General features: G+C 74.4%; 20 protein-coding genes and 2 tRNA genes. 13 read left to right on the top strand and 9 right to left on the bottom strand.

Annotated elements, in window-relative coordinates:
* The first annotated feature begins 15 nt into the window (after nucleotides 1-15).
* Nucleotides 16-1,029, top strand: a complete 1,014-nt coding sequence (locus F593_RS25885) for an iron-siderophore ABC transporter substrate-binding protein (protein ID WP_022929717.1) — start codon at nucleotides 16-18, stop codon at nucleotides 1,027-1,029.
* On the opposite strand, the gene msrA is transcribed toward F593_RS25885, so the two are convergent.
* Entirely contained in the window at nucleotides 1,026-1,721 is a 696-nt protein-coding gene (gene msrA / locus F593_RS0115775; RefSeq protein WP_022929716.1) for a peptide-methionine (S)-S-oxide reductase MsrA, read from the bottom strand. The genes F593_RS25885 and msrA overlap by 4 nt on opposite strands.
* Nucleotides 1,722-1,952: 231 nt before the next feature.
* Between msrA and trhA the strand changes: the two genes are divergently transcribed.
* Together trhA and F593_RS0115765 are read left to right on the top strand one after the other, a co-directional pair.
* Nucleotides 1,953-2,636, top strand: coding sequence for a PAQR family membrane homeostasis protein TrhA (gene trhA / locus F593_RS0115770; protein WP_022929715.1), 684 nt, complete (start codon nucleotides 1,953-1,955; stop codon nucleotides 2,634-2,636).
* 72 nt (nucleotides 2,637-2,708) lie between these two features.
* Nucleotides 2,709-2,798: transfer RNA gene (locus tag F593_RS0115765), tRNA-Ser, on the top strand.
* Between the two features lie 69 nt (nucleotides 2,799-2,867).
* On the opposite strand, the gene F593_RS0115760 is transcribed toward F593_RS0115765, so the two are convergent.
* Nucleotides 2,868-3,650, bottom strand: coding sequence for a DUF427 domain-containing protein (locus F593_RS0115760; RefSeq protein WP_022929714.1), 783 nt, complete (start codon nucleotides 3,648-3,650; stop codon nucleotides 2,868-2,870).
* Between the two features lie 70 nt (nucleotides 3,651-3,720).
* Nucleotides 3,721-4,161: a PQ-loop repeat-containing protein gene (locus F593_RS0115755; RefSeq protein ID WP_022929713.1), complete on the bottom strand. Its 441-nt coding sequence runs from the start codon at nucleotides 4,159-4,161 to the stop codon at nucleotides 3,721-3,723.
* A 534-nt stretch (nucleotides 4,162-4,695) separates the two neighbouring features.
* Here F593_RS0115755 and F593_RS0115750 point away from each other — a divergent pair.
* A tRNA-Arg gene (locus F593_RS0115750) sits at nucleotides 4,696-4,769 on the top strand.
* A 136-nt stretch (nucleotides 4,770-4,905) separates the two neighbouring features.
* On the opposite strand, the gene F593_RS0115745 is transcribed toward F593_RS0115750, so the two are convergent.
* Nucleotides 4,906-5,592 (bottom strand): response regulator, encoded by a 687-nt coding sequence (locus tag F593_RS0115745; protein WP_022929712.1) that lies wholly within the window; start codon nucleotides 5,590-5,592, stop codon nucleotides 4,906-4,908.
* Nucleotides 5,589-6,743: a sensor histidine kinase gene (locus tag F593_RS28605; RefSeq protein WP_022929711.1), complete on the bottom strand. Its 1,155-nt coding sequence runs from the start codon at nucleotides 6,741-6,743 to the stop codon at nucleotides 5,589-5,591. The genes F593_RS0115745 and F593_RS28605 overlap by 4 nt, the downstream gene beginning before the upstream one ends.
* A gap of 134 nt (nucleotides 6,744-6,877) precedes the next feature.
* Between F593_RS28605 and F593_RS25875 the strand changes: the two genes are divergently transcribed.
* A complete protein-coding gene (locus tag F593_RS25875) occupies nucleotides 6,878-9,067 on the top strand; it encodes an MMPL family transporter (RefSeq protein ID WP_022929710.1) in 2,190 nt (729 codons plus the stop codon).
* Here F593_RS25875 and F593_RS31115 read toward each other — a convergent pair.
* Nucleotides 9,064-10,134, bottom strand: coding sequence for a GGDEF domain-containing protein (locus F593_RS31115; RefSeq protein WP_022929709.1), 1,071 nt, complete (start codon nucleotides 10,132-10,134; stop codon nucleotides 9,064-9,066). The two genes, F593_RS25875 and F593_RS31115, sit on opposite strands and share 4 nt — an antisense overlap.
* A 97-nt stretch (nucleotides 10,135-10,231) precedes the next feature.
* Nucleotides 10,232-13,336 carry a reprolysin-like metallopeptidase gene (locus tag F593_RS25865; RefSeq protein ID WP_157251870.1) on the bottom strand — a complete coding sequence of 1,035 codons (3,105 nt, stop codon included), beginning with the start codon at nucleotides 13,334-13,336 and terminating at the stop codon, nucleotides 10,232-10,234.
* 382 nt (nucleotides 13,337-13,718) lie between these two features.
* Here F593_RS25865 and F593_RS0115720 point away from each other — a divergent pair, with 382 nt between their 5' ends.
* Together F593_RS0115720 and F593_RS25860 are read left to right on the top strand one after the other, a co-directional pair.
* Nucleotides 13,719-14,513: a phosphocholine cytidylyltransferase family protein gene (locus F593_RS0115720; protein WP_084630112.1), complete on the top strand. Its 795-nt coding sequence runs from the start codon at nucleotides 13,719-13,721 to the stop codon at nucleotides 14,511-14,513.
* Nucleotides 14,510-15,607, top strand: a complete 1,098-nt coding sequence (locus tag F593_RS25860; protein WP_022929706.1) for an iron-containing alcohol dehydrogenase — start codon at nucleotides 14,510-14,512, stop codon at nucleotides 15,605-15,607. The genes F593_RS0115720 and F593_RS25860 overlap by 4 nt, the downstream gene beginning before the upstream one ends.
* Here F593_RS25860 and F593_RS25855 read toward each other — a convergent pair.
* Nucleotides 15,579-16,664 (bottom strand): CDP-glycerol--glycerophosphate glycerophosphotransferase, encoded by a 1,086-nt coding sequence (locus F593_RS25855; RefSeq protein WP_022929705.1) that lies wholly within the window; start codon nucleotides 16,662-16,664, stop codon nucleotides 15,579-15,581. The two genes, F593_RS25860 and F593_RS25855, sit on opposite strands and share 29 nt — an antisense overlap.
* 47 nt (nucleotides 16,665-16,711) lie before the next feature.
* Here F593_RS25855 and F593_RS25850 point away from each other — a divergent pair, with 47 nt between their 5' ends.
* The 3 genes from F593_RS25850 to F593_RS0115695 all read left to right on the top strand — a co-directional run bounded on the left by F593_RS25850 (nucleotide 16,712) and on the right by F593_RS0115695 (nucleotide 21,587).
* On the top strand, nucleotides 16,712-18,199 hold the full coding sequence (locus F593_RS25850) for a mannitol dehydrogenase family protein (RefSeq protein ID WP_022929704.1): 1,488 nt from the start codon (nucleotides 16,712-16,714) through the stop codon (nucleotides 18,197-18,199).
* Entirely contained in the window at nucleotides 18,196-18,948 is a 753-nt protein-coding gene (locus F593_RS0115700) for an HAD family hydrolase (protein ID WP_425415786.1), read from the top strand. Before F593_RS25850 ends, F593_RS0115700 begins: the two co-directional genes overlap by 4 nt.
* A gap of 233 nt (nucleotides 18,949-19,181) precedes the next feature.
* Nucleotides 19,182-21,587: a S15 peptidase family protein gene (locus F593_RS0115695; protein WP_084630111.1), complete on the top strand. Its 2,406-nt coding sequence runs from the start codon at nucleotides 19,182-19,184 to the stop codon at nucleotides 21,585-21,587.
* Nucleotides 21,588-21,777: 190 nt separating this feature from the next.
* Here F593_RS0115695 and F593_RS25845 read toward each other — a convergent pair whose 3' ends face one another.
* Complete coding sequence (locus F593_RS25845) at nucleotides 21,778-23,259, bottom strand: MFS transporter (RefSeq protein WP_022929701.1); 1,482 nt, start codon at nucleotides 23,257-23,259, stop codon at nucleotides 21,778-21,780.
* 57 nt (nucleotides 23,260-23,316) lie between these two features.
* Here F593_RS25845 and F593_RS0115685 point away from each other — a divergent pair, with 57 nt between their 5' ends.
* The 3 genes from F593_RS0115685 (at nucleotide 23,317) to F593_RS0115675 (ending at nucleotide 26,990) form a co-directional block, all read left to right on the top strand.
* Nucleotides 23,317-23,922, top strand: a complete 606-nt coding sequence (locus F593_RS0115685; RefSeq protein ID WP_022929700.1) for a TetR family transcriptional regulator — start codon at nucleotides 23,317-23,319, stop codon at nucleotides 23,920-23,922.
* 90 nt (nucleotides 23,923-24,012) lie between these two features.
* Entirely contained in the window at nucleotides 24,013-24,702 is a 690-nt protein-coding gene (locus tag F593_RS0115680; RefSeq protein WP_022929699.1) for an ABC transporter ATP-binding protein, read from the top strand.
* On the top strand, nucleotides 24,699-26,990 hold the full coding sequence (locus tag F593_RS0115675) for an FtsX-like permease family protein (RefSeq protein WP_022929698.1): 2,292 nt from the start codon (nucleotides 24,699-24,701) through the stop codon (nucleotides 26,988-26,990). Before F593_RS0115680 ends, F593_RS0115675 begins: the two co-directional genes overlap by 4 nt.

Here is a 26,990-nt window from a genome sequence, read left to right as displayed (position 1 = left end):
TTAGGGTTCCCTTCCATGCGACGGCTGCTCCTCCTCCCCCTGCTCCTCGCCGCCCTCGTCCTGGCCGCGTGCGGCGGGGACGATCCGGCGAGCACCGAGGCGTCAGCGACCGCGAAGACCGGTGGTGACGCGTTCCCGGTGCGCGTCACCCACGCGCGGGGCACGACGACGATCCCGTCCGCGCCGAAGCGGGTGGTGACCGTGGGCCTGCGCGATCAGGACACGCTGCTGGCCCTCGGCATCAAGGCCGTCGGGGCCATGGACTGGTTCGGTCAGGGCACGTTCGCGAACTGGCCGTGGGGAGACTGGGGCGGGCAGAAGCCCCAGGTCGTGTCGACCGGCGGGTTCGAGATCAACTTCGAGCGCGTCGCCGCCCAGCGACCCGACCTGATCCTGGCCGTCTACCAGGACCTGGGCGCCGGGGACTACGCCAAGCTCTCGAAGCTCGCGCCGACGGTCGCCCACGATCCGCGTTTCAAGCCGTACACGACCCCGTGGCCGGACGAGACGCGGGCCATCGCGCGCTCCGTCGGGCGCGAGGAGGAGGGGGAACGGCTGATCCGCGGCGTGCGGGAGCGCTTCGCCGCATTCCGCCGTGCGCACCCGGAGTACGCGGGGAAGACCGCCGCGATCACCGACGGGAACGAGGGGTCGTTCTACGCGTTCAGCTCGAGCGACCCGCGCGGCCAGCTCCTGAAGGAGCTCGGATTCGCGCCGTCGAAGCCGCTGGATGCCGCCGCGAAGGGCGAGTTCGGGCTTGAACTCAGCCGCGAGCGGCTGGACCTCCTCGACGTCGACAAGCTGTTCGTGCTCGTCGACCGCGCCAACCGCGCGAAGGTCATGGACGACCCGGCGTTCAGGCGCCTCGACGTCGTGCGCCGCGGCGACGTCATCGAGGTGCCGTACTACGACGCCCCGCAGTACGGGGCGGCGATGGCCTTCACCGGCGTGCACAGCCTGCCCTACGCCATCGACGGCGCAGAGCGGCTGCTGGCCGCCGACGAGGGGTCGGCGGCCGCCGGGCGCTAGGCCTGGACGAGCCCGATCGGGCAGCTGACGCCCGTCTCGCCGTGGCCACAGTAGCCGTTGGGGACCTTGTGGAGGTAGGCCTGGTGGTCCGGCTCGGCGTAGAAGAACGGGATCTGGCCGCCGGTGAGCGCGCCGCCGAAGGCACCGGGGCCGTCGCCCGCGAAGCGGATCTCGGTCGTGATGTCACCGTGGCCGGCGTCCTTCAGGGCCTTGCCGTAGTTCACGCGGGAGGCCTCGGCCTGCTCCTGCTGCTCGGGCGTGGTGGTGTAGATCGCGGAGCGGTAGGAGGTGCCGATGTCGTTGCCCTGGCGCATGCCCTGCGTCGGGTCGTGGCCCTCCCAGAACGTGCGCAGGAGCTGCTCGAACGTGACCTGCTCCGGATCCCAGACCACGAGGACCGCCTCGGCGTGGTTCGTCCGGTCGGAGCAGACCTCGCGGTAGGTCGGGTTCGGCGTCTCGCCGCCCTGGTAGCCGACCGCCGTCACGAGCACGCCGGGGGTCTGCCAGAACGTCCGCTCGGCACCCCAGAAGCAGCCCATCGCGAAGAAGGCGTGCTGGCTGCCCTCCGGGAACGGCGGAACGATCGGGCGCGCGAGCACGGGGTGCACGCCGTGGATCGGCATCAGGGTGTCGCGGCCCTCGAGGGTCTCGGAGGGGTCGATGAGGGCGTCGGGCTTCTTGCTGAACAGCATGGGGTGACTCTTCCTTCGAGAGACGGCTTCTTCGAGCGTACCGAGGCCGTCAACCGGTCCCGCGGGCCGCGCGCGTCGAGCGCGGACCGCCCGCGAGCGCGCTCCGGAGCGCCGTCACGGAACGGCTCCGGCCGGCCGCGCGCGACGCCCGCCGCACCCGCCGCACCACCCTCTCAGTGCACGGCCGTCCACCCCCTGGCATGACGCGCTCCGCCGGAGTACCATCGGGGGGTGGCCAAGGTGCTGGACAACTCCAAGCTGAACGTCCCGATGCCCGCCCTCAAGCCGCGATTGCGGGGCGTGCTGCACCAATGGGCCGCGATGGTGGCGGCCTTGGCCGGAGCCGCGCTCGTCCTCTCCGCCCCCGCGGGCGAGGCGCGCATCGTCTCCGCCATCTACGCCGTGTCGATCGTCGGCCTGTTCACGGTCTCCGCGATCTACCACCGCGTGAACTGGACCCGTCCGAGCGCCCGGGCGTGGATGCGCCGGCTCGACCACGCGATGATCTTCGTGATGGTCGCCGGCACGGTGACCCCGATCGCCGCGCTCGTCCTCGAGGGCGGCTGGCGCACCACGGTCCTCAGCGTCGCCTGGGGCATGGCGGGCGTCGGCATCACGATCAAGCTGCTCTGGATCGGCGCCCCGAAGTGGGTGTCCGCCGCGATCTACCTCGGCATGGGCTGGGCCGGCATGGCGATCTTCCCCAAGCTCGTCGGCGACCTCGGCCCCTGGCCGGCCGTCGGCCTCGTCGGCGGCGGGGTCCTCTACACGGTGGGCGCCGTGATCTACGCGACGAAGAAGCCCGATCCCCTCCCCCGCATCTTCGGCTACCACGAGATCTTCCACGCGCTCGTGATCGTCGCGGCGCTGGCGCACTTCCTCGTCGTCGCGCTCGCGGTCGTCCCGAACGCCTGAGGCCCCGCGGGAGCGGCACCCCGGGGGCGGCACTTCCACCTCCGGCGCGGGCCGCTAGACTCGCGAATCCACGGAGCGATGGCCGAGTGGCTTAAGGCGCTCGCCTGCTAAGCGAGTTGGGGGTTGAAAGCTCCCTCCGGGGTTCGAATCCCCGTCGCTCCGCTGGATCCGGAACCCCCGCCGCCGCGGGGGTTCCGTCGTTTTGGGGCCGGTCCTGCGGGTCCGAGGTCCTCAGCCGATGCGCACCTCGACGCCCTCCTGGGAGTCGTCGAACGCCCAGTGTCCGCGGATCGCGGCGGCCTCCGCCAGCGGCAGCTCGTAGCTCCACGCGGCGTTGTCGCGGCCGCCGACCGTCCAGTACGACGCCTCGCCCTTGTACGGGCAGACGGTCCGCGCGGCCGTGCCCGGGCCGGCCGGCAGCTGCACGTCGATCGCGGGGACGTAGGCGCGCACGGGGAGCCCGGTCTCGGCGACGAGCTTGGCGTGCGTGGAGCGCGCCGCGACCTCGCCGTCGATCAGGACCTCGACCGGGCGCGACGTGCCGTAGACCTCGACCCGGTGGTACGGGTCGCGCAAGCCGCCCGTGGCGCGCTCGTCCTCGACGAACCACGCCTCGACGTGGCGGGGGTCGATCGCCGCGAGGCCGCGCAGCCACGAGGACGCGACGAGCGGCTCCTCGTACGCCCAGACGGCGTCGTCGATCGTGTGGCCGTGGACGTCGAGCGACCAGTAGGACGCGTCGCCCTTGAACGGGCAGTGCGTCGAGGTGGCGGTGCGGGTCAGCGCCTCGACGCGGAAGTCGCCCGTCGGCGCGTAGACCCGCGGGGGCAGCCCCGTCTCGTGGAGCAGCTGGGCGTCGAGCGTGTCGAGCACGATCGTGCCGCGCACGGACGCCCGCACCCGCAGGCCGTAGGGCTGGAGGAACAGCCGGTGCGCGGGGCTCGCGCCCTCGAGGTCGAACTTGAAGCGACCGTCCGTGCGGCCGAGCGGTCCGTTGCCGAGCGTGAGCGTCATGGGCCGAGCTTCGCACGACGGCGCTCCGGCGCCCGTGGGCTGCGGGCGTCCGCCCCGCGGCCGGGCGGCCCTACGCCGCGATCAGCTCCTGCGGGTCCTCGCCCTCGGCCATGGCGCGGGCGGCCCGCCACTCGGCGCGGCGCTGGGCGGCGGAGTCGACGGCCTCGCGCAGGAGGACGAGCTCCTGGGTGGGCAGCTCGACGAGGGTGTCGTGCCCCGGGCGGGCCGGGGCGGCGTCGTCGGTCGCCACACCGCCGCCGAAGCGCAGCGTGAGCGAGATCGCGATCGAGCAGAGCACGACCGTCGCCAGGTTCGCGAGGCCGAGGAACGTGGCCCCGAGCCCGACGAGGTTGACGTAGGCGAGACAGAGGTTGGTGATGGCCCCCATCGCCCAGCCGACGGGGCTCTGGCCGGCGGCCGAGCGCGACCGCATCATGCGGGAGATCTGGGGCAGGTTGGCGCCGATGCCGAAGGCGATGGCGACGGAGGACAGAACGGAGATGAGCAGCATTTCGCGGCGTGGCCTCGTGTACGAAGGCGGGCAGGACGTGCGTGGGGTCCGTGCCTCCCGTGGGCCCCGCCTCTCCGTGAAGGGCGGGCGCGGGTGGGCACGACGACGGTCGCACGACGTCCGGCCATGGGCCGTGGACGTCGCGGGGCCGCAGGTCCCTCCAGGCCTGTCCAGCTCATTGAGCCGAACGCCGCGCCTGTCGGGCAACCCCGTCGCACCGTTCACGCTAGCGAGATATCGGCCGTCCGAAACGCCCCTGAATGTGGAGGAGGTCACAAGAACGGCTCACCTGCGGCCCGCCCGTGCGCGGCGTCACGGCTGGGAGGTGCGCGCGGTCACGCGAGCCGGTCGCCGCCGGGCCGGCGATGCGATCGGCGGGCCGGTCGGCGTGCCCGCCGGACCCGCGCCGTCCGCTCCACGGCCACGACGGTGCGGGCCCGGCGAGGCGTGCGCCGTACTTCGCACCCCGGGGGACCAGCCCCCGCCCGGCCAGCCGACGCGATCCGGGGATGTGCCCTATAGTTCTCCGCCGTTGCGCCCGTAGCTCAGCTGGATAGAGCGTCGGTCTACGGAACCGAAGGTCAAAGGTTCGAATCCTTTCGGGCGCGCCTCGAAAAACCCCGCTGATGCGGGGTTTTTTGCGTTCTGGGACGGAACTCGAGATCCGACCTGCACCGCGCACGACCCCGGCTTGGCCTCCGGATCGAGACGGATGGTCGCCGCGGGTGCGAGGCACCCGGCAGATCACGCCGCCGGCCGCTTGCCGGGCGAGACCGCGCCGCATTCGTAGGCGAGGATCACGGCGTGGATGCGGTCGCGTGCGCTGAGCTTCGTCAGCACGTTGCGGACGTGGCTCTTGACCGTCGTCTCCTCGACGGTCAGCGCGGCGGCGATCTCGCGGTTGGAACGCCCTTGGGCGATGAGCAGGAACACCTCGAGCTCGCGAGGCGTCAGGTCTCCAAGCTGGGAATCCGGGGAGGAGCTCAGGAGCGGCTGCTCGATCGCCCGCTCGATCACGCGTCGGGTCACCGCGGGGGAGAGCAGCGCGTCGCCGAGGGCCACGACATGGATCGCGCGCAGCAGATCCTCGGGGGTGCTGCGCTTGAGCAGGAAGCCGCTGGCGCCGGCGCGCAGCGCGCCGACGACGTACTCGTCCTCGTCGAAGGTCGTGAGGATCAGCACGCGAGCGTCGGGCACCCGTGCGATCAGCTCGCGGGTCGCGGTGATGCCGTCCATCCGTGGCATCCGGACGTCCATCAGCACGACATCGGGGTGGTGGTGCGGCGCGCGGCGCACCGCGATGTCGCCGTCCTCGGCCTCGGCGACGACGTCGAGCGTCGGGTCGCTGGAGAGGATCAGGCGCAGGCCGCGGCGGACGAGGTCGTCGTCGTCGACCAGCATCACGCGGACCGCGCCGCGCTCGTCGGTCACGGTGCCCCCGGGCCTTGGGGCAGCGTCGCGCGGACCTCGAAGCGGTCGCCGACGCGGCGGGCGTCCAGCGTGCCGCCGAGCAGCGCGGCGCGCTCGCGCATCCCGGTCAGGCCGTGGCCGCCCGCGGCCCGCGCCGTCGCGCCGTCGGCGACGGGGTTGGCCACCGCGAGCGTCAGCACGCCGTCGCGGCACTCGAGCGTCAGTTCGGCGGCGCCGGTTCCGTGGCGCGCGGCGTTGGTCATCGCCTCCTGGGCGATGCGATAGGCGGCGCGATCGACCGGTGGCGGCAATCGCAGCTCGGGGCTCGTGCGGTCGCGCAGCGAGAAGTCCAGGCCGGCGGCCCGGTGGCGCTCGACGAGCGCGGCGATGCGGTCGATGCCGGGCAGCGGCTCCAGGTCGGCCGGCGCGCCGTCGCGCATGCCGCCCAGGATCGCGTCGACGTCCTGGATGGTCTCGCGCGCGATCGCCTCGATGCTCGCGATCGCCTCGCGGCGGCGCTCGGGCTGACTGTCCTGGACGAGCCGCGCCGCGCCGGCCTGGATGAGGATCGAGTTGATCGCGTGCCCGACCGAGTCGTGCAGCTCACGAGCGATCCGCGTGCGCTCCTCCGCGACCGCGAGGCGCTGCTCGCGCACGGTGCGCTCCCGCTCCTGCGCGGCCCGCTGGCGGGCCAGGCGGCGGCGATCGCCGACGATCCAGCCGCCCGCCCACAGGAGCGCGGTGATCGTGTACTCGCCCGACTCGGGTTCGAAGCGCGCCCAGGTCACGGCGACGAACGCCGCGAAGGCGGCGATGCAGGCGATCAGGATGAAGGAGGCGTCCTGTCTCCGCCGGTCGCGTTCGGCGAGCGTGACGAGGACGATCGCCGGAGCGGGCGCGGTCAGCACGGCGAGGTCGAGGGCGACGAGCGCCACCGTGCCGACGAGGACCGCGACCAGCGCCGCTCGCGGCGCCCGGTGACGCACCAGCAGCGGGAGCGCGGCGAGCAGGCAGACGGCGACGCCGACCACGTCGGCCGAGCCCGCCTGGCCGGTCTTCGCGCCGAACGCCTGGGTGGCCACCTGCGCGACCGAGAAGCCGAACACCGCAGTCGTGAGCGCAGCGTCGAGCGCGATCTGGCGCGGGCTCCGCGCGGACTGGATCCTCGACACGAGGCAGAGCCTAGAGGCGCGCCCCCTGCCCGAACACCTCCCACGGAAGGAAGCATCTCCTCCCGCGGGAGGAGACGGAAGACCCGCCCAGCGGACGTTTTGCGCGGGCCGCGACCGACCTAGCTTCCCCGGTCATGCAAACGACACCCATCTCCGTCCAACCGGTCGACCGTGCCGGGCGCTGGCTCGCCAACCTCACCCGCTGGGTGCTCGCCCACAAGCGCCTGGTCGCGGTCGGCTGGCTGGCGCTCACCCTCGTCGGGTTCTACGGCTCCGCGAAGGTCACCGACGCGCTCAACGAGAACTTCACGATGCCCAACAGCGCGAGCACCATCGCGAACGAGCGGATCGTCGATCGCTTCGACTCGGGCGGTGCCACCCCGCCGCTCGTCGCCGTCGTCACGCTGCCACCCGGAACGACGGCAAGCGCTCCGGCGGTCGGAGACGACCTGCGGGCACTCGAGCGGGACCTCGCGCGCGCCGTCCCCGGCGCTCGCATCGCGTCCTTCGGCTCCACACCCGAGCCGGCCTACGTCTCGGACGACGGCCGCACCACGTTCGCGATCGTGCATCCGCCGTCGGCCGTGGTCGAGGACGCCGGGCCGAGCGGGAACGAGATCAGCGACGCGACGCTGGCGCGCGCCGAGGAAGCCGCCGCCGGCGCTCGTGTGGGCGGCGCCGAGGTCCGGCTGACGGGTGCCGCGCTGCTGGCCCGCGAAGCGCCAGGTGAGGGTGGCGGCCCCGCCTTCCTGAACGAGACGCTCATCGCCGGCGTCGGGGCACTGATCGTGCTGGCGTTCGTCTTCGCGTCCGCACTCGCGCTCGTGCCGCTGTTGATGGCGATCGTCGCGATCCCGGTCACGCTGCTGGCCGTCTGGGGGCTCACCGCGCTGACCGAGGTCAACCTGGTCGTCGTCTTCCTCGTCTCGCTGATCGGCCTCGGCGTCGCGATCGACTACGCGCTCCTGATCGTCATGCGCTGGCGTGAGGAACGAGAGCGCGGGCGCAGCAACGAGGAGGCGATCGTGCACGCCGCCGGAACCGCGGGGCGCGCCGTGCTGTTCAGCGGCACCACCGTGGCGATCGGACTGCTCTCGGCGCTCGTGCTGCCGGTGCCGTTCCTGCGCTCGATGGGCTTCGGCGGCCTGCTCATCCCGCTCGTGTCCGTCGTCGTCGCGCTGACGCTGCTGCCCGTCGTGCTCGCGACGGTCGGGCCGGTCGCCGACGCCCGCCGGCTGCGCCGCACCGACCGCGCCGAGCGGCACTGGGCCGGCTGGACGCGCCTGGTCATCCGCCACCGCGTCGCCGCGGCGCTCGGCGGCACCGCCGCGCTCGTCGCGCTCTGCATCGTCGCGCAGGGCATGCTGCTCGGCAGCCCTGAAGCACGGTCGCTCGGCGGCACCGGCGACCCGAAGGCCGCGGTTGTGCAGCTCGATCGCTCCGGCATCGGCGCCGCGCCGCTCGCACCCATCGAGGTCCTCACCCCGGCCGGCCGGGCGGACGACACCGCCGCCCGCATGGCGGCGGTCGACGGTGTCCGAGCCGCCAGCGCACCGCGCGGCGCGTGGCGCGCCGATGGTCAAGCGGTCGTCGAGGTCCTCCCCCGCAGCGACACCAATTCGCAGACCGGACGCGAGGCGGTCGACGCCGTGCGTGACGCCGCCGCCGCGCTGCCCGCGACGACGGTCGGCGGAGGCACCGCAGAGACGAAGGACTTCGTCGACGGCGTCTACGGCTCCTTCCCGCTGATGCTCGTGCTGATCTCGGTCGTCACGTTCGTGCTGCTCGCGCGCGCGTTCCGCTCGATCGTGCTGCCCGCGAAGGCGATCGCGATGAACCTGCTGTCGGTCTTCGCGACCTGGGGCGTGATGACGCTCGTCTGGCAGCACGGGGTCGGCACCGAGCTGCTGTTCGGCACCGGCGCGAACGGCGCCGTGCTGTCGTGGGCGCCCGTGATCGTGTTCGCGTTCATCTACGGGCTCTCGATGGACTACGAGGTGTTCATCCTCGCCAGGATGCGCGAGGAGTACGACCGCACCGGCTCCACCGACGAGGCGGTCGTGCGCGGGATGGCCGGCACCGGACGGCTCGTGACCAGCGCGGCGCTGATCGTCTTCCTCGCGTTCGCCTCCATGGCGACCTCCGGCGACGCCGACCTGCAGGTGCTCGCCACCGGACTCGCCGCAGGCGTCCTCTTCGACGCGCTCATCGTGCGCTCGCTGCTCGTCCCCGCCACCGTCTCGTGGCTCGGCCGCTGGAACTGGTGGATGCCCGAGCGCGGCCGGCGGCTCCTGCGCCTGCCCGCGGTCACGCCGGCCGCCTAGGCCTGCGCGAACCCGGGCCGGGGGATCGGGTGTCCGCCGGCGTCGGCGGGGCGCCCGGTGCGCCGGGAGAGCTTCGCCGCGTACATGCGGGCGTCCGCCAGCTTGAGGGCCGCGAGCAGGCCGTCCGCCTCGTGCGGCAGGCGGGCCACGCCGACGCTAGCGGTCACGCCCTCCGGGGCGACGGCGCGGACGAGGCGCTCGGCCTGGCTCGCCAGGTCCCCGTCACCGTCCGGGGCGACGATGCAGAACTCGTCACCGCCGGTGCGGTAGACGGTGCCGTCGAGGTCGTCCGCCAGCGAGCGGGCGACGTCGACGAGCAGACGGTCGCCGGCGTCGTGGCCCAGCCGGTCGTTGAGGTCCTTGAAGCCGTCGAGGTCGAGCACGAGGACCTGGGCGTCGTTCCGGCGCTCGACGCACGGGGCGTCGCGGGAGAGCGAGCGGCGGTTGGCGATGCCCGTGAGCGGGTCGAGGTGCGCGAGCTCCACGAGGTGGGCGGTGTGTCGTGTGGCCTCGGCCTCGAACGCGCGCTTGGCCGCCAGCAGCACCATGAGCACGAGCGCCCCGACCACCACCACGATCGACCCCTGTCCCGCCGCGGTCTGCCGACGGATCGACCGCACCTCGGCGCGCTGCCGGGCGACGATCCCCCGGGCGACGTCGTAGCCCTCGAGGGCCTTGGCCCCCATCAGCCGCGCCAGGGTGGCGTCGGCAGGCCGCCTCAGCAGCGCGGCGGACTCCGCGACGATGACGCTCAACCGGTCGACGTCGGCACCGCTCGTCGACCGGCGGAGCTCGCCGAACGCCGCGCGCGTGGCCCGCACCGCCTGGTCGAGCGCGGCGACGGCGACGGCCCGTTCGGTGTCGGTGGCGACGGCCCGGCCGCCGTCGTCGCCCGCGAGCGCCTCGATCTGCCGGACCACGACCTGCGCGGCGACCGCGCCCTCCTTCGCGGCGTCGTGACGCTGCTCGAGCACGTGCAGGCCGCCCAGGCCGACGATCACGACGGCGAGCACGGCCAGCGCCCACGGCCACGGGGGCGGTGTGCGTAGTCGGCCGACGTCCTCCATGGTGAGGTGGTCGGCCGCGCCGCCGCTTCACCCAACACGTGTGCACCGTGGTGGACGACCGGCCGAGGCGCCGTATAGGACAGACGTCTACCCGCGGTCAGCGTGCCCGGATCACCCGGACCGCCTTCGTCGCGGTCCGCGTCGTCCCACCCGTGCGCACGCTCACCCGCACACGCACCGTCACGCCTGTCCGCCGGGCCGCGAGCCGGCGACCGCGGACCGTGAGGCGCACCCGCACCGTCGAGCCGGCAGGCGCGCCCCGCAGGGACGCGGTGCCGATCGTCACCGTGCGCCGCCCGATGCGCGTCGTGATCCGGACGCTGCCCGTGCACCGTCCCGGGGCCGCGCCGGACCCGACGACCACGCAGCGCACGCGGACCGGCACGCGCCCCGTCGACGCCAGCGGCACGCGGGACGCGAGCCCCGAGAGGCTCGGCCGCAGGGTGGCCGTCGTGGGGGTCGGCGTCGGCGGGGCGGGAACCGGCGTCGGCGTGGTCGGGGCGGGGCTCGTCGGGGTCGGGGCGGTCGGGGCGGGCGTGTCCGGCGTCGGCGTGGCGGGCGTCGGCGTGGTCGGCGTCGGCGGCTCCGTCCCGGGCGCCGCCGGAGCGGTGATCGTCAGCGGCGCGTCCGTGACGTCGAAGAAGACGCCGCCGACGGCCTCGACCTTGATCCGCGCGGCGCTCGTCTCCGTGCCCGCGGGCAGCGTGACCGTCTCGGCGTCGTCGTTCGGGGTCGAGGTCGCGAGCACCGTGGGGAACGTCGTGCCGCCGTCCGTGGACAGCAGGATCCGGACGTTCTGGACGTTCGTCGTCGCGTTGTCCGTGTTGGCCCGGTTCCAGGTGACGGCGAGCGGACCGCCCGCGGCGGCGGACGACGGCGTCGCCTGCGAGGTCACGAGGAACGGGCCGGCCGTCGGGTCGATGCGGACGGCCGTGTCGGCCGAGCCGGTGCCCCCTCCCCCGATCCGGGCGTCGCGCGCGGTCAGGCGGAAATGCATGAGCCGTGCCACGCCCGTGTTGCCCAGGTACGCGGAGGTCGGCAGGAACTCGGCGAAGCACTCGACCGTGTCGGGGGCGACGGGCGGGTCGTCCGCCTCCGTGGCCGCGGCGGCGGGGCACGTGCCCGAGGCGGCGTTCGTGTTGCCCGCGAGGATCTGCGCCATGTCGGGGAAGGTGCGCGACGGGTCGGCGGAGGCCACGTTCCCGCCCGGGGACGGCGTCTTCAGGGCGTCCGCGTCGCTGACCACGGCGCGTCGGCCGAAGATCCGAAACAGCGGGCCCGTGACCTTGGCGTTGCTGACCAGCGAGGTGCCGCCCGCCTTGTTCGGGTCGTTCTGCTCCCACAGGTAGGAGAGCCGGTCGCCGTCGGGGTCGGTGCCGGAGCCCGTCAGCGTGAAGGGGGTCTGCAGCGGGACGGTCGCCGTGGCCGGCGCGCTCACCTCCGGGACGCGGTTGCCCGTGGCCACGGACGTGCCCTTGTTCGTCGGGGTGCCGCCCTTGACGGTCTCCCCCGCGAACCCGGTGACGTCCGTCGTGGCGTCGGCGGGCTCCACCTCGATCAGCGGGCGGTCGAGGTCGTCGCCGAACGCGATACCGAAGCCCTCAGGCCCCAACGTCTCGGCCGTGCCGTAGGGGGTGACCGCCGTGCCCGGGATCGCGATCTCGGCCAGGGCCGCCTGGATCGCCGCCGCCGTGTAGCCGGTGCCGAAGGTGACGGGCGAGGACACCTGCGCGCCGTTGCGCAGCCGGAACGCGTCCCCGGCGCCGAACGACCGCAACGAGACCGTCTGGTACTCCTGCAGCGCGGTGTACTCCCGGACCGTGTGGTTGACGATCTCGGCGATCGACCGCTGCGAGAAGTAGGGGTCGGAGTGGGGCTGCAGGTCGTCGGCGTCGCAGATGCCGGCGTAGGCCATGACGGAGCTGCCCGAGCCGGGCTCGACGGACGTGCCCCGCGCGCTGGGGCCCTCCGAGCCGGAGCCGTCGTTGCGGTTGCCGGTAGAGCAGTTGCGGTCCGTCCCGGCGAAGGTGTGGTTGCCGCCGAACTGGTGCCCCATCTCGTGGGCGACGTAGTCGACCGCGAAGAAGTCGCCCACCGGAGTCGGGATCCCGGTGCAGCCGACGGCCTTGTACGTCAGGCCGACCGCCGAGAGCTCGGCGACGCCGCCGCCCGGGGCGCCCAGGGCGATGTGGCCGATCTCGAACGGCTCGCCCCGCATGAGTTGCGGGATCGCCGTGACGTTGGAGTTCAGGACGTCGCCGTCGCACGCGACCTGCTCCGGGTCCTCGACGGTGTAGCAGGGAGCGGTGCCGCACGGCCCGTTCGGCCCGTACATCTCGGCCGGCGTGTCGAGGTTCAGGGCGTCGCCGCTGGGGTCCTCGCCCGGCGCCTCGCCCTCGGGCAGCGTGGCGTTGCTGAGCTGCAGGTGCACGCCGACGTCGTCGTTGTAGATCTGGTTCACACGTGCCATCAGCGTGGCCTTCGCCGCCAGGACGTTCTCGGCGCCGAAGTACGCGGCGTAGGTCGGATCGGTGACGAGCGCCAGCCGGTAGGTGTGCTGCGTGACCGTGCCGCCCGCGCGCGGGGCGCCGTTGGCGAACGGCTCGAGCGCCTCGGGCTCGAACGCGTCCTCCGGCTCGACGAGCGGGCCGTGGACGCTCGCCCCCAGGTCCTCGCGGCGGTAGGAGACGTAGAGGGAGCGGTCGTCGCGGTAGTACGGGTCGACGTACCAGAGGCCCTCGGCGCCGCGGACGGCGGCGTGCAGGCCGAGCGGCGTGAGGTCCATCCGCACGGTCGCCGTCGGGTCGTCGACGCCCACGCCGGCGTACGTCTTGATCTCGGGGTGCGCGGCGGCGAGCTCCGCGTCGAGCACCGGGGACTCCTGCACCGCGAACCTTGCCTCCTGCCCGTCCGGCCCCGGCAGCGTGACGGTCAGCGCGTCGCCGCCGCGACGCGCGGTGGGCCGCGGGGCGGGTGCGTCGGCGAGGACACTGCGCAGCGCCCCGTGGTCGACGGTGAAGGCGTGGAAGCGCGCCGGATCGACCTCGCGTGGGTTGCCCGCGTGGCGCGCCGCGGGCGTCCCGCTCACGGCGCGGTAGGCGTCGGCGGACCGGGAGGCCGACGAGGCGCCGGCGGTGGCGGGTGCCACCGCCAGGAAGGCGGCGCCGAGCAGAGCGGCGAGCACGCGGGGACGGGGGATCATGCGACTCCTCGAGGCGGGTCGACGGCTCGTGAGGGCGAGCCGCGCCGGGGCCTCCACGACCCCGACCGGACCAACCTAGCCGTAGGTCGTACGCCCGTCCTTGTCCTCCGGGACAAGGACGGGCGCCAGCTTCCGGCCCGCGCGGGCGCCACGACGGCCGCGTGCGGGTGGGGATCCGCGGCTGGGGCGGCTGACCGGCCGCGCTGGCGCCCGCGAGCGCCTTGGCGAGCCCCCGCGAGCGGCTCGAGGTCCCCCCTCGGCACGCCGTTCTGACCCCCGAGACGCGCGAAGCGCCACGCTGGAGTACCCGCGTAGGGCAGGTCTTAGACCCCCGGAGGCATACCAGCCGGCCGGATCGGGCATTGTTACTAAAGTGTTTCCGATGTCTGATCCCCTCGCCCACGTTCACGCTGATGCCGCACCATCCGGTGCCGTCCCCGTGCATGTGGTCGTGCTGGCGGCCGGGCGCGGGAGCCGTCTCGGGACCGTCGGGGACGACACCCCGAAGTGGCTCCTGGACGTGAACGGGCGGACGATCGCGGACCGCCAGCTCGAGGGGATCCGCGCCGCCGGCGACGCCGTCGCCTCCGTCCGCGTCGTCGTCGGCCACGCCGGCGAGGCGATCGAGCGCGAGCTCGCCCTGCGCGACGAGCCCGTCGGCATCGTCCGTAACCCGGACTACGCCGAGATCAACAACTGGTGGTCCGTCCTCAAGGCCATCCGCGAGCTGCCCGAGGACGGCCCGATCGTCGTCATGAACGGCGACCTGCTCGTGTCCCCCGCGCACGTGACCGCGTTCCTCCGCGCGGCGGCCGCGGGCCCCGCCGACGGCCTGCTCGCCGTCGACCTCGCCCGCGACCTGACGGACGAGTCCATGAAGGTCGCCCGCCGCGCCGACGGCACGCTCGACCGCATCGGCAAGGTCGACATCGACGCGCCCGTCGGCGAGTACATCGGCATCCTGCTCGCCCGCGGCCCGGTGCTGCACGCGTTCCGCGACCGCCTGGCGACCTTCGAGGGCCACCACGCGAGCCGGAACGAGTGGTACGAGGGCGCGGTCGGCCGCACGGCGGCCGAGGGCGTCGCCTGGCACGTGTGGCCCCTCCCGGACTCGGACTGGGTCGAGATCGACGACGACGCCGACCTGCGGACGGCCGAGCAGCTGGCGGCGCGATGAGCGGCTCCCGCGTCCGCGAGGTCGCCATTCCCCGGCTGCTGCACGTCGGCACCGGCTGCCTGCGCGAGGTCGGCCCGCTCCTGCGGGACCACGAGTTCGAGCTGGACCACGTCCTCGTCGGCAGCGGCCCCGGCCCGTCCCGCGTGCTCGCCGAGCACGTCGTGGCCGGCCTGCGCGCCCACGACGTACGGGTGCGGTTCGTCCCCGACCTGACGGGCACGCTGGCCCAGGCGGCCGACGTCGCCGCGACGATCATCGAGGAGGCGGTCACGGTGGCCGTCGCCGTCGGCGGCGGCCGCGCGCTCGACACCCTCAAGCTCGCCGCGGCCCGCACGGACATCGACTTCGTGAGCGTGCCGACGGCCGTGTCGAACGACGGCATCTCGTCCCCCGTCGCGTCCCTCGTCGACCGCGACGGCGTCCGCGCGAGCCACGCCGCGCGCATGCCCGCCGGCATCGTCGTCGACGTCGCCGCCATCGGCGGGGCGCCCCAGCCGACGATCCTCGCCGGTGTCGGCGACCTCGTCTCGAACCTCACCGCCGGCCTCGACTGGCGGCTGGCCGACAAGCGCGGCCACGACCGCTTCGACGCCTACGCGGCGATGATCGCCGAGGCCGCCGCCCGACCCGCGCTCGACCTCGAGGAGGTCCGCTCGCCGGCCTCGCACCGCGTGCTCGCCGAGGGGTTGCTGCTCTCCGGGCTCGCGATGGCCGCCGCCGGCACGAGCCGGCCCTGCAGCGGCGCGGAGCACCTGATCTCGCACGTCCTCGACGCCCAGCTCGGCTCCCGGGCCGCGCTGCACGGCGAGCAGGTGGCGCTCGGCACCCTGATCACCGCGGCCGCGCACGAGTCGCCGCTGCTGGACACGCTGCGCCGCCTGTACTCCCGGCTCGGCCTGCCCGTGTGTCCCGCGGACCTCGGACTGACCCACGACGAGGTCGTCGACGCCGTGCTCGCGGCGCCGTCGATCCGCCCCGACCGCTGGACGATCCTGTCCCGCAAGCGGTTCGGGCGGCGCTCCACCGTCGCCGAGCTGGTGGAGCGCGCCCTCGTCGACGTGCCCGCTACGCCGGTCGGTCGCCTTGCGTCCTGAGCAGGCGGTCCAGCACGCGCTCCGTCGCGTGCCCGTCCTCGAGGTGGGCGAAACGCTCCCGGAACGTCGCGTAGCGGTCGGCGTTCTGCGCGGTCACGGCCGGCAGGTCGCGCAGCGCCGCGATCACACCGTCCGTGTCCGCCAGCAGCGGGCCGGGCGCCACGGGTTCGAAGTCGAAGTAGAAGCCGCGCGTCGTGTCCCGGTAGGTCTCGAGGTCCGGGACGAAGAAGAGCTCCGGCTTCGCGGTCACCGCGAAGTCGAACATGGTGGACGAGTAGTCCGTCATCAGGACGTCGGCGGCGAGATAGAGCTCGCTGATGTCCGGGTAGAACGAGACATCCTTGATCGCGTCCGAACCGAAGGCCTTCAACCGGCCGGTGAGCATGTAGTGCAGCCGCAGCAGCAGGCAGTGGTCGTCGCCGAGCTCCGCCGCCATCCGCTCCACGTCGAGGTCCAGCTCGAGCGGCTCGTCGCCGCCCGCGAAGACGACGTCGTCGCGCCAGGTCGGCGCGTAGAGGACCGCACGGGTGCCCTCCGCGATGCCGAGCCGCTCGCGCACCCGGGCGCGGATCGCGTCCTTGTCGGGACCGGACAGGACGTCGTTGCGGGGGTAGCCCGTCTCGAGGACCTCGCCCTCGTAGCGGAAGGCCCCGCGCAGCAGCGGGGTCGACGCGGCGTTGGGCGAGACGAGCAGGTCCCAGCGGTCGACGTCGCGCTGCAGGCGCTCCAGGCGGCCCTCCGGCGCCCACAGGACGTCCCAGTGGATCCGCTTGAGCGGCGTCCCGTGCCAGGTCTGCAGGTAGACGGCCCCCGGCTTCTTCTCCCACTCGACCTCGGTGTGCGTGTTGGCGATCAGCGCGTCGCAGGCCTCGAGCGCCGCGATGCCCTCCGGGCTGTCGAGGATCGCCGTCTGCACGCCCTCCGGGAAGGCGTCGACGTGCTTCGGGTCCGCGAGCCAGACGTGCTCGTGGTCCCCGCCGCGGCGCACGAGCTCCTCGTACAGGGCGCGGGGGCTGTCGGCGAACCGGCCGGCGAAGGCGTTGTAGACGAGACGCATGTGCCCCGCATGATCGCGAACCGGGCACCGGCGTGCGTGGGCGCCTGATGCGCGCGCGCCGCCTCTCGGACCGCACCCTCGCCCGGCACGCCGGGAAGGTCAGCGTGCCCACGTACGACCGCCACGCGCTCGTGCCGTCCGTCGTCCACATGAGCGTCGGCTCGTTCCACCGCTCGCACCAGGCGATGTACTTCGACGCGCTCGCGGAGCGCGGGATCACGAACGCCTGGGGCCTCGTCGGCGTGGGCCTGCGCCGGCCCGAGATGCGCACGGCGCTCGCGGCCCAGGACGGGCTCTACACCGTCGTCGCCCGCGGCGCGGACGGCGACGAGGCGCGCGTCGTCGGCGTCATCAACCGCTACCTCTTCGCCCCGGAGGATCGCGCCGGGGTCGTCGACGCGCTGGCCGACGCCCGCACCCGCGTCGTCACGCTCACCATCACGCGCAACGGCTACAAGGTCGATCCCTCCACGGGCCACTTCGCCGCGGACGACCCCGACGTCGTCGCCGACCTGGCCACGCCGACCGAGCCCCGCTCGGCGCTGGGGTTCCTCGTCGAGGCGTTCGACCGCCGCCGGCGCGCCGGCCTGCCGCCCTTCACGGTGCTCTCCTGCGACAACGCGCCCGATAACGGCGCGCTGACCCGCCAGGCCGTCTGCTCCTTCGCCCGCCTGCGCGACCCGGCGCTGGCGGACTGGATCGCCGATCAGGGCGCGTTCCCGAGCTCGATGGTCGACCGGATCACCCCCCAGACCACGGACGAGGACCGGGCGATGGTGGCGCGGCAGTTCGGGATCCGCGACCGCTGGCCCGTCATCACCGAGCCGTTCTCGCAGTGGGTCGTCGAGGACCGGTTCTCCGACGGCCGGCCGCCGCTCGACGCCGTCGGGGTGCGGTTCGTCGATGACGTCCGCCCCTACGCGCTCGTGAAGACGCGGATGCTCAACGGCAGCCACTGCGCGCTGGGCCCCCTGGGCTACCTCGCGGGGCACCGCACGACGGACGCCGCCGTCGCCGACGAGGTGTTCCACGACTACCTGCGGCGGATGATGGCCGACGAGATCGCGCCGATCCTGCCGCCCCCGGACGGCCTCGACCTCGGGCGCTACCGCGAGAGTGTGCTGCGCCGCCTGGCCAACGCCACGCTTGCGGACCCCCTGGCCCGCCTGTGCCGCAACGGATCCGTCAAGGTTCCGTCCCACATCGTGTCCTCCATCGTCGAGATCCGCGCCCGGGGCGGCGCCCACCCCCTGCTGACCCTGGCCGTCGCCGGTTGGCTGCGCTACCTGCGCGGCGTCGACGAGCACGGCGCGCCCGTGCCCGTCGAGGACCCGGCCGCGGACCGCCTGCAGGCGCTGGCCCGGGCGGGCGGCACCGACCCCCGCGGCCTGCTCGCCGAGCCCGAGCTGTTCGGGCCGCTGGGCGAGGACGAGGCGTTCGCGGAGGAGCTCGAGGACGCCCTCGTGCGCATCCAGCGGGTCGGCGCGCGCCAGGCGCTCGCCGAGGCCCTGGACCGGACGGGAACCCGGGTCTGATGCCGGGCGAGATCCTCTCCTACGCGCCGATCGACGCGTCCGCCGTCGAGGTGCTGCTCTGCGACGCCGACGGCAACCTCTTCCCGTCCGAGGGCCTCGCGTTCGAGGCGTCGACGGTCGTCACGAACCGCCTGCTGCACGACCTGGGCGTCGACCGGCAGTTCGAGGTCGACGAGCTGCGCCGGGCGGCGGAGGGCCGGAACTTCCGCTCGACCGCGCTGGCGCTCGCCGCCGAGCACGGCGTCGACCTGCCCCCGGACGAGCTCGAGCGCCGCGTGCAGCAGGAGCGCGAGGAGGTCACCGCGCACCTCGGTCGCGAGCTGCGCCCCGACCCGGCTGTCCACGAGCCGCTGCGCGCGCTGGCGGGGCGCTACCGCCTGACGGTCGTCAGCTCGAGCGCGCTGGGCCGCCTGGCCGCGTCGTTCACCGCCGCGGGCCTCGACGAGCTCTTCCCCGTCGCGGACCGCTTCAGCGCCGAGGACTCCCTCCCGGTGCCGACGAGCAAGCCAGACCCGGCCGTCTATCTCTTCGCCGGGGAGGCCCTGGGCGTCGCCGGCCCCCAGGCCGTGGCGATCGAGGACGCCGTCGTCGGCGCCCAGTCGGCCGTCGCCGCCGGATTCCCGACGGTCGGCAACCTGCAGTTCGTCGCCCCGGACGAGCGCGCGGCGCGGATCGACGCGCTGCGCGAGGTCGGGGTCGCGGCGATCGTGGAGTCGTGGGCGCAGCTGCGCGAGCTGCTCTCGCCCTAGGGCCGGGCGCAGGCCGGCCCGGTGGCCGATGCGAGACGCCACGCCCCGGAACGACCGTTGAACGTGGCGCCGCGGCGCTCGTAGCACCGTGTTTCTGGACGGGTGTCCGAGGCTTGCGAAAACACTCACCCCTACGCGCCGGTACGGCCTAGTCTGGCGCGTCGCGTTCATCACGCGACGGTGCCGCGTGACCCCCTCGGTCCCGGCACCCCAGGTACCTGAGGGGGAGCAGCATGAGGAAGATCCCGATCATCGGGGCCGTGTTCGCGGCACTGGCCTTCGCGCCAGCCGCGAACGCCGCAGACCCGATCACGCAGGTGTTCACCGGCACGTCGCGGCCGATCGCGTGCGCCACCCAGAGCGGGGGCGCGATTGACGGCCAGCGCTGGTGCGGCTCGCAGGCCGGCAACAACCCCGCCGTGACCCCGACGACGGTCCCGAGCTTCGACGGCGCACCCATCGACGCGACCGTCACGCTGCCCAGGGCCCCCGTGTCCGGCGACGGGAACTTCCCGGTCGTCGGCGTCTTCCACGGCTACGGGCAGTTCAAGGACGCGTCGAGCAGCCCGGCCGTCCAGCGCTGGGTCCAGCAGGGCTACGCCGTCATGACCATCACGACCCGCGGCTTCTGGGCCTCGTGCGGCGTCCTGGTGCCCGCGCCGAAGCCCGCCGCGTGCGCGAAGGGCTACATCCACCTGATGGACAACGCCTGGGAGGTCCGCGACGCCCAGTACCTGCTCGGCCAGCTCGCCGACGACGGCGCCATCGACCCGCAGAAGATCGGCGCGACCGGCGGCTCCTACGGCGGCGGCATGTCGATGCAGCTCGGCGCGCTGAAGAACCGCGTCGTGCAGACCGACGGCACGCTCGTGCCGTGGACGAGCCCGCAGGGCAAGCCGATGCAGATCGCCGCCACGGCGCCCCTCTTCGGCTGGTCCGACCTCGTGCAGTCGCTCATGCCCAACGGCAGCGGCCTGGACTACGCGGCCTACAACCCGTACTCCGGTCCGAACGGCAAGAACCGCTTCGGCATCGAGAAGTACGTGTGGAACCTCTCGCTGTACGGCGGCGGTGCCCAGACCGGCTTCTACGCCCCCTCCCACTCCGACCCGACGGCGAACATCACGCCCTGGCTCGCGACGAACAACACCGGCGGGCCGTACGACCTGGACCCGGTCGTCCAGCAGCAGCTCGACGCCTTCCCGCGCCACGGCGCCTACGGCACCGACGACTCCGTCGCCCCGGCGCCGGTGCTGCTCGAGAACGGCTGGAACGACGACCTGTTCCCCGCCGACGAGGGCCTGCGGTACTACAACAAGGTCCGCGCGAACCACCCGAACACGCCGATCTCGATCTTCAACCTCGACCTCGGCCACGGCAACCGCTCCGGCGGGACCGGTGGCGGCGTCGCCGGCTTCGGCGAGCTGATCCAGGCCCAGAACGCCTGGTTCGCCCACTACGTCAAGGGCCAGGGCGCCGCGCCGGCCGACGCCGTCGGTGGCGTGACCGCCGTGACGAGCACGTGCCCGATCGGCTCCGCCGGTCAGACCTTCCGCGCGAAGAACTGGGCGTCGCTCGCCCCGGGCGAGGTCCGCGTGGACGGCGCCGCCGCCCAGACGGTCGCGCCCGACACGCAGGCGACGAGCACGTTCTCGCCGGAGGACCCGCAGATCAACCCGAACTCGCCGGCCCCGACGGTCTGCACCGACGCCGACGCCACCGACACCCCCGGCGCCGCCGTGTACCGCACCCCGGCTGCCCCGGCCGGCGGCTACACGCTGCTGGGCTCCCCGACGGTCGTCGCCGACCTGACGGTCAAGAACGCGAACGACGCGGTCTACGCCCGCCTCTACGACGTCGACCCGGCCACGAACCGCGAGCGTCTGATCGCGCGCGCCACGTACCGTCCGACGAACCCGGGTGGCACCAGCCGCCAGGTGTTCCAGCTGCACCCGCAGGCGTACAAGATCGCCGAGGGGCACCAGGTCAAGCTCGAGCTGCTCGGCCAGGACTACCCCTACGCCCAGCGGTCGACGGGCCAGGCGCCCGTCGGCGTGCAGAACCTGCAGCTGCGGATCCCGACGGCCGAGGCCCCGGGTGCCGCGGCCGGCCAGGTCCAGGCCCCGGCCGAGAAGGTGCTCCCCGCGGGCTACCGCCTCGCCGCGGACCTGCCGCAGCCGCCGGCGTCCGGTGGCGACACGCCGTCGACCCCGGCCCCGGTCGCGCCGGTCCCGGCCGGCACGGTGCCGCCGGTCGCCCCGACGAAGCCCGTCGTGGCCCCGAAGCCGACGACGGATCCGGTCTCCAAGGCCGCGATGCTCAAGGCGCTGAAGAAGGCCCCGAAGAAGGTCACGCTGTCCCGCAGCCTCCGGGTCTTCCGGTTCACCGACGCCTTCCCGCAGGCCGGCCGCGTGAGCTACCAGCTCGGCGTCAAGGTCGGCAAGAAGGTGCGGGTCGTGGGCAAGGTCACCCGCAAGGTCACGAAGGCCGGCTCGATCGTCGTCACGATCAAGACGACCGCCAAGGGCCGCGCGACCCTGAAGGCGCGCCCGAAGGCGTCGCTGGTCCTCGCCGCGAAGTTCACCACCGCGATCGAGAAGAAGCAGTACGTCTCGGCGCGCGTGCTGAAGCGCCGCTAGGACCGTCCGCGCTCCCGGCGCGGACTCCCCGCCCGGCGCCCGCGGGCGCCGGCCACCGCAGGACCGAGGGCCCCTCCCAGGAGGGGCCCTCGCCGTTCCCGCCGGCCCGCGCCGCAAGGGTGCGGGAGGCGTGTGCGACCGCCCGCCCGGCCGGCTACCCCGCGGGCGGTGGCCGCCCGGCTCCGGCCCGTCAGGCCGCGGGCGCCGGGGCCGCCGCGCCGGCCTCGGCCGCGGCGGAGTCGTCGGCCTTCGGGATCACCAGGGCGATGAGCGCGCCGGCCAGTGCCGCCCCCGCGCAGATCGCGAAGAGGAGCCGGTAGGCGTCCAGCGACGGGAGCTCGTTGCCGGCCAGCGCGATCGTCTGCGCCGCCAGGAGCGTGCCGCCGATGGCGCTGGCCAGCGAGCTGCCCACGCTGCGGAAGAGCGTGTTGAGCCCGTTGGCCGCTGCGAGCTCGGACTTCGGCGCGCCGAGCAGGATCAGGCTCGGCATCGCGGCGTAGGCGATGCCCGTGCCGGCGCCGGCGATCGTCGTGCCGAGCACGACCTGGAAGTACGAGTCGACGAGTACGATGCGGACGAGGAACCCGAGCGCGACGATCGACGCGCCGATCGCCAGGGTGATCTTCGGGCCCAGGCGGCTGGACATCCGCGCCGACACCGGCGAGAGCAGGATCATCGCGACGCCGCTGGGCAGCATCGCCAGGCCGCCCTCGAGCACGGACGAGCCGAACCCGTAGCCGGCCTGCGGCGGCGCCTGCACGAAGGCGGCGGTACCGATCAGGCTGGCGAACAGCGCGAAGCCGACGAACATCGACGCGACGTTCGTGAGCAGGAGTGACTTCCGGGCGTTGCTGGCCACGTCGATCAGCGGCGACGTCGTGCGCCGCTCGACGGTCACGAAGGTCAGGAGGCCGACGACGGCCGCGACGAGCAGGCCGATCGTCTTCGGATCGCCCCAGCCCCAGTTCGACGCCTGCGCCAGCGGGAGCAGCAGGCAGACGAGCACGGCGCTCAGGAGCACGGCGCCGAAGAAGTCGAAGCTGCCCGAGGAACCCAGGGGCGGCTCGGCGACGCTGGTCGCGATGCCCACGATCGCGGCGAGGCCGCCGGCGACGCAGATCCAGAAGAGGACGTGGTAATCGGCGTTCTCGGCGATGAGGGCCGCCAGCGGCAGGCCGAGGGCGCCGCCGATGCCGAGGGTGGCGGAGACGAGCGCGATGCCCGTGCCGGCGCGCTTGGCCGGCAGGACGGTGCCGATGAGGCTGATGCCCAGAGGGATCGCCGCGGCCGACATTCCCGTGACCGCGCGGCCGACGATGAGCGGCGCGAGGTCGCTCGAGAGCGCGCAGATCAGCGAGCCGACGGTCAGGGCGCCCGCGGCGACGAGCAGCATGAGGCGCTTGCCGTAGAGGTCGGCGAGGCGGCCGAACACCGGGACGGCGATCGCGGCGGACAGCAGCGTCGAGGTCAGCAGCCACTGCGTGTCGCTCGTCGAGCTGCCGAGGTCGCGCTGGAGCTCGGGGAGGACCGGCACGAGCAGGGTCTGCGTCAGCGCCACGAGGACGCCGCAGATCGCGACGGCCGCGAGGGCCGCGATCTGCTGCGGCTCCCAGCCCTCGTCGGGTCCGGCGCCGTCCGGGGTGGTGGGTTGGTGGGGGCTGCGGTGCGACATGTCTCTCCTCATGGCAGTTTCTGCCTCGAGACAGAAGATGCCACAATCTCGGGGCAGATGACCGGACCCGTTGACCACCCCGCGTCGCCCGAGGCCGAGCCGACCCTGCGCGAGCGCAAGCGGGCGGCGGCGAAGGCGCGCGTAGTCGACGTCGCCATCCGGCTGTTCGCCGAGCGCGGGTACGCCGAGACGTCGGTCGACGAGATCTGCGCCGCCGCGGACGTCGCGCCGCGCAGCTTCTTCCGGTACTTCCCGACGAAGGAGGCCGTCCTCCTGGAGCCGGTGCGCGAGATGGCCGACCGGCTCGAGGCCGCGATGGCCGCCGCTCCTCCGGGGCTCAGCGACGCGGAGGTCGTCGCCGTCGGCCAGCGCGAGGTGGCGGCCAACGTCATCGCCGACTGGGAGCGGCTGTCCCGGTTCTTCCAGGTGGCCGCCGACACCGGCGCAGTGCGGTCCTCGCCGCTGACGCAGCTCGCGCGGCGCGAGGAGGCGATGACCCGCCAGCTGCTGACGCGCCGAGGCGAGACGGGGCCCGCGGACTGGCGCACCCGCCTGCTCGTCGCCCGCTCCGTGGCCGGGTTCCGCGTGTGGCTCGACGACGTCCGCACCCTCGAGATCGCCGACCCGCTGGCGCACCTCGACGAGATCCTCGCGGCGGACTGAGCGTCACGGCCGTCGGCCGGGACGCGCGGTGTTGCGCGGCATCGCCCGGCCCGGCTCGGCGGCGGGTCCGCTGCCCTACCGTCCCTCGGAGTGATCGCGGCCCGCGGACTCGTCAAGACGTACGGCAGCGGCCGCGCGGCACGTCGCGTCCTCGACGGGGCCGACCTGGACGTCGCGCGGGGCGAGGTCGTCGCCATCGTCGGACGCTCCGGGACGGGGAAGAGCACGCTGCTGCACCTCGTCGGCGCGCTCGACCGGCCCGAGGCGGGCACGATCGAGGTCGCCGGGGAGCGCGTCGACGGGCGCTCCGAGCGCGAGCTCAGCGGCTTCCGGCGGCGCCGGATCGGGTTCGTGTTCCAGTTCTTCCACCTCGTCCCGGAGCTGACGGGCGAGGAGAACGTGCTGCTGCCCGCCCGGTTGCCGGGCGCGCCGCGGGGCGCGCGTGAGCACGGCCGCGAGCTGATCGAGCGCCTCGGCCTGGGCGACGCCGCCCGCCGCCGGCCCCACGAGCTCTCGGGCGGGGAGCAGCAGCGGCTCGCCGTCGCCCGCGCGCTCGTCCTCGACCCGCCTGTCCTGCTGGCGGACGAGCCGACGGGCAACCTCGACGAGGAGTCCGGCGCGGCCGTGCTGGCGCTCCTGCGCTCCGCGGCGACCGCCGACCGCGCCGTCGTCGTCGTGACGCACGAGCCGCGGACGAGCGCGATGGCCGACCGCACCGTCACGCTCGTCGACGGCCGCCTGCAGCCGGCCGAGCCGCTGCTCTTCGGCGGAGGCCGGTGACGGGCGCCGCGGCGTTGCTGCGCGGCGCGCTGCGCCTGCTGCGCAGCGGCCGCCGTCGCACGCTCCTGGCCGCCGCGGGTGTGCTCGTCGCCGGTGCCATGGCCGGCGCCGCGCTGACGGTCTCCGTCGGTCTGGGGTCGGGGTTCGACCGCTCCGCCGAGCGCGCCGACCTGCCCGACGTCGTCGCCCGCTTCGCGGACCAGCCGCCCGAACGGATCCGCGCCCGCATCACGGCGCTGCCGAACGTCGCCGCCTACGCGCCCCGGACGGAGATCGCCAACGTGCGGCTGCGCGCCGGGGGCGAGTCGACCCGCCGCGGCAGCCTGCAGCTCGTCGACACGACCGCCCGGCGGGGCTACGCGATCGTCGCCGGGCGCGACCTGCCGCGCACGGGCGGGAACACCCGCGAGGCCCTCGTCGAGCAGGGGCTGGCCCGCACGTGGGGGCTCGAGGTCGGCGACACGATCGAGGTCGGCCGCGCGGGCCCGGTGCGGATCGTCGGCGTGTCGATCGCCCCGGACAACGTCGCGTTCCCGCTGGCCACCGCGCCCCGGGTCTACCTCTCCGGCACCGCCCTGGCGCGCGAGTTCGGCGGCGAGCTGCGGGTGAACCAGGCGCTCGTCTGGACCCACGACCGCTCGCGCACCGACGTCACCCTGCAGCAGGCGCGAGCGACGACCTACGGGGTCGGCAACCTGCGCTTCGTCACCCGCACGGGCACCCGGCTCATCATCGACCAGGCGGCGGGCGTCGTCGTCGCGCTGCTCGTGGCGTTCTCGCTCGTGGCGCTGATCGCGGCGACCACGATGCTGGCGGCGCAGGCGGCGACCGAGGTCGGCCGGCGGCTGGCCGTGATCGGCGTCCAGCGGGCGCTGGGCGTGCCGCGGGGCGCCGTCGCGGGCGAGCAGGCGCTGTCGGCCGGGATCGTGGGGCTCGTCGCCGGCGGGATCGGCGTGACGCTCGGGGCGCTGCTCGTCCGCGGCCCCAGCGGCGACCTGCTGGCGGCGCTGAACGAGACCCCGCCCGGGAGCGCGCTGCTCCTGCCGCTGGCCGGGCTGACGGTGCTGCTCGGGCTGATCGCCGCCGTCGCCGCGGGCTGGCCGGCGTGGCGCGCCGCCGGGCGCCCGCCCGTGGCCCTGCTGCGGGGCGGGGGCCTGGCCGCTCGTGCCCCACGGCGGCGGGCGGGCGGCCCCGGGCGCGCGGGGTTCCTGGGCCTCGGGGCCCGGCTCGCCCTCGCGCGGCCGGGGCGCGCCGGCGCCACCGTCGTGGTGCTGGCGGCCTCGGGCGGGGTGATCCTGCTCATGCTCGGCCTCGCCTCGCTGCTGACCGCCCTGCGCGACGACCCCACCGCCGTCGGCACGCGCTACGCCCTCACGGTCACCGCACCCGCCGGGGGCGCCGCCGCGGTGCGCCGCGTGCCGGGCGTCGCCGACGCGGGGACGCGGGTCGAGACGCGGGGCGTCGACTCGTTCGCGCTCGGCGAGCCCGTCAAGCTCACGACGTTCGGCGGCGACGTCGGGCGGTTCGTCAACCCGCCGCTCGCCGACGGCCGCCGCGTGCAGGGAACGGGCGAGGTCGAGATCGGCACGGGTCTCTCGACCGCCCTCGGGCTCGGCGTCGGGGGCACCCTCGCCGTCCAACTGCAGAGCGGCGCCGAGCTGCGCCTACGGGTCGTCGGGACCGTGCGGGCGTTGCAGGACGACGGCCGCGTGGCCTTCGCCCGCTCGGACCGCCTGCTGGCCGCCGACCCGTCCCTGACGCCGGACCTCGCCGTGCGGCTGGAGCGGGGCGCCGACCGCGCGGTGGTCGCGGCCCGGCTGGCCGCGATCGGGGCCACGCCGACGAACGTGGCCGGCGCGACGACGAGCAACCGTTCCTTCCTCGACACCCTCGCCACCGTGCTCCGCGCGGTCGCGCTGCTCGACGGGCTGGTCTGCCTCTACGCCCTCGTGCAGGCTCTCGCGCTGACCGCCCGGGAGCGGCGGCCGACGCTCGCGCTCCTGCGGGCGCAGGGGGCGGGCACGGGCACCGTGCTGCGGGTCCTGCTCGGTGCCGGGCTCGTGCTGGCGCTCCCGGGCGCGCTGGCGGCGTTCGCCCTCCAGCGGCTCGTCTTCGCGCCGCTGGTGGCGCAGCTCGCCGCGGGCTACGCCGACCTGGGCACCGCGGCCTCCCCCGCCGCCGTCGCCGCGGTCACCGCCGGGTTCGTCCTCTTCGCCGTCGTCGCCGCCGGGTGGGTCGCCCGCCGAGTGGTCGCCGAGCCGCCGGTCCATGGCCTGCGGGAGGGCTGA

The organism is Patulibacter americanus DSM 16676 (assembly GCF_000420025.1).
Lineage (GTDB): Bacteria > Actinomycetota > Thermoleophilia > Solirubrobacterales > Solirubrobacteraceae > Patulibacter > Patulibacter americanus.
Note: the sequence above shows the minus strand (reverse complement) of the source record. Positions and strands in the feature narration are given on the sequence as shown.

Excerpts from the sequence above, each read along its gene's own strand:
- F593_RS25875 (WP_022929710.1), top strand. The coding sequence starts at position 6,878 with ATGCAAACGACACCCATCTCCGTCCAACCGGTCGACCGTGCCGGGCGC.
- F593_RS25850 (WP_022929704.1), top strand. The coding sequence starts at position 16,712 with ATGCGCGCGCGCCGCCTCTCGGACCGCACCCTCGCCCGGCACGCCGGG.
- F593_RS0115685 (WP_022929700.1), top strand. The coding sequence starts at position 23,317 with ATGACCGGACCCGTTGACCACCCCGCGTCGCCCGAGGCCGAGCCGACC.
- F593_RS25865 (WP_157251870.1), bottom strand. The coding sequence starts at position 13,336 with ATGATCCCCCGTCCCCGCGTGCTCGCCGCTCTGCTCGGCGCCGCCTTC.
- F593_RS25855 (WP_022929705.1), bottom strand. The coding sequence starts at position 16,664 with ATGCGTCTCGTCTACAACGCCTTCGCCGGCCGGTTCGCCGACAGCCCC.
- F593_RS0115695 (WP_084630111.1), top strand. The coding sequence starts at position 19,182 with ATGAGGAAGATCCCGATCATCGGGGCCGTGTTCGCGGCACTGGCCTTC.
- msrA (WP_022929716.1), bottom strand. The coding sequence starts at position 1,721 with ATGCTGTTCAGCAAGAAGCCCGACGCCCTCATCGACCCCTCCGAGACC.
- F593_RS25885 (WP_022929717.1), top strand. The coding sequence starts at position 16 with ATGCGACGGCTGCTCCTCCTCCCCCTGCTCCTCGCCGCCCTCGTCCTG.
- F593_RS25860 (WP_022929706.1), top strand. The coding sequence starts at position 14,510 with ATGAGCGGCTCCCGCGTCCGCGAGGTCGCCATTCCCCGGCTGCTGCAC.
- F593_RS31115 (WP_022929709.1), bottom strand. The coding sequence starts at position 10,134 with ATGGAGGACGTCGGCCGACTACGCACACCGCCCCCGTGGCCGTGGGCG.
- F593_RS0115760 (WP_022929714.1), bottom strand. The coding sequence starts at position 3,650 with ATGACGCTCACGCTCGGCAACGGACCGCTCGGCCGCACGGACGGTCGC.
- F593_RS25845 (WP_022929701.1), bottom strand. The coding sequence starts at position 23,259 with ATGTCGCACCGCAGCCCCCACCAACCCACCACCCCGGACGGCGCCGGA.
- F593_RS0115720 (WP_084630112.1), top strand. The coding sequence starts at position 13,719 with ATGTCTGATCCCCTCGCCCACGTTCACGCTGATGCCGCACCATCCGGT.
- F593_RS0115755 (WP_022929713.1), bottom strand. The coding sequence starts at position 4,161 with ATGCTGCTCATCTCCGTTCTGTCCTCCGTCGCCATCGCCTTCGGCATC.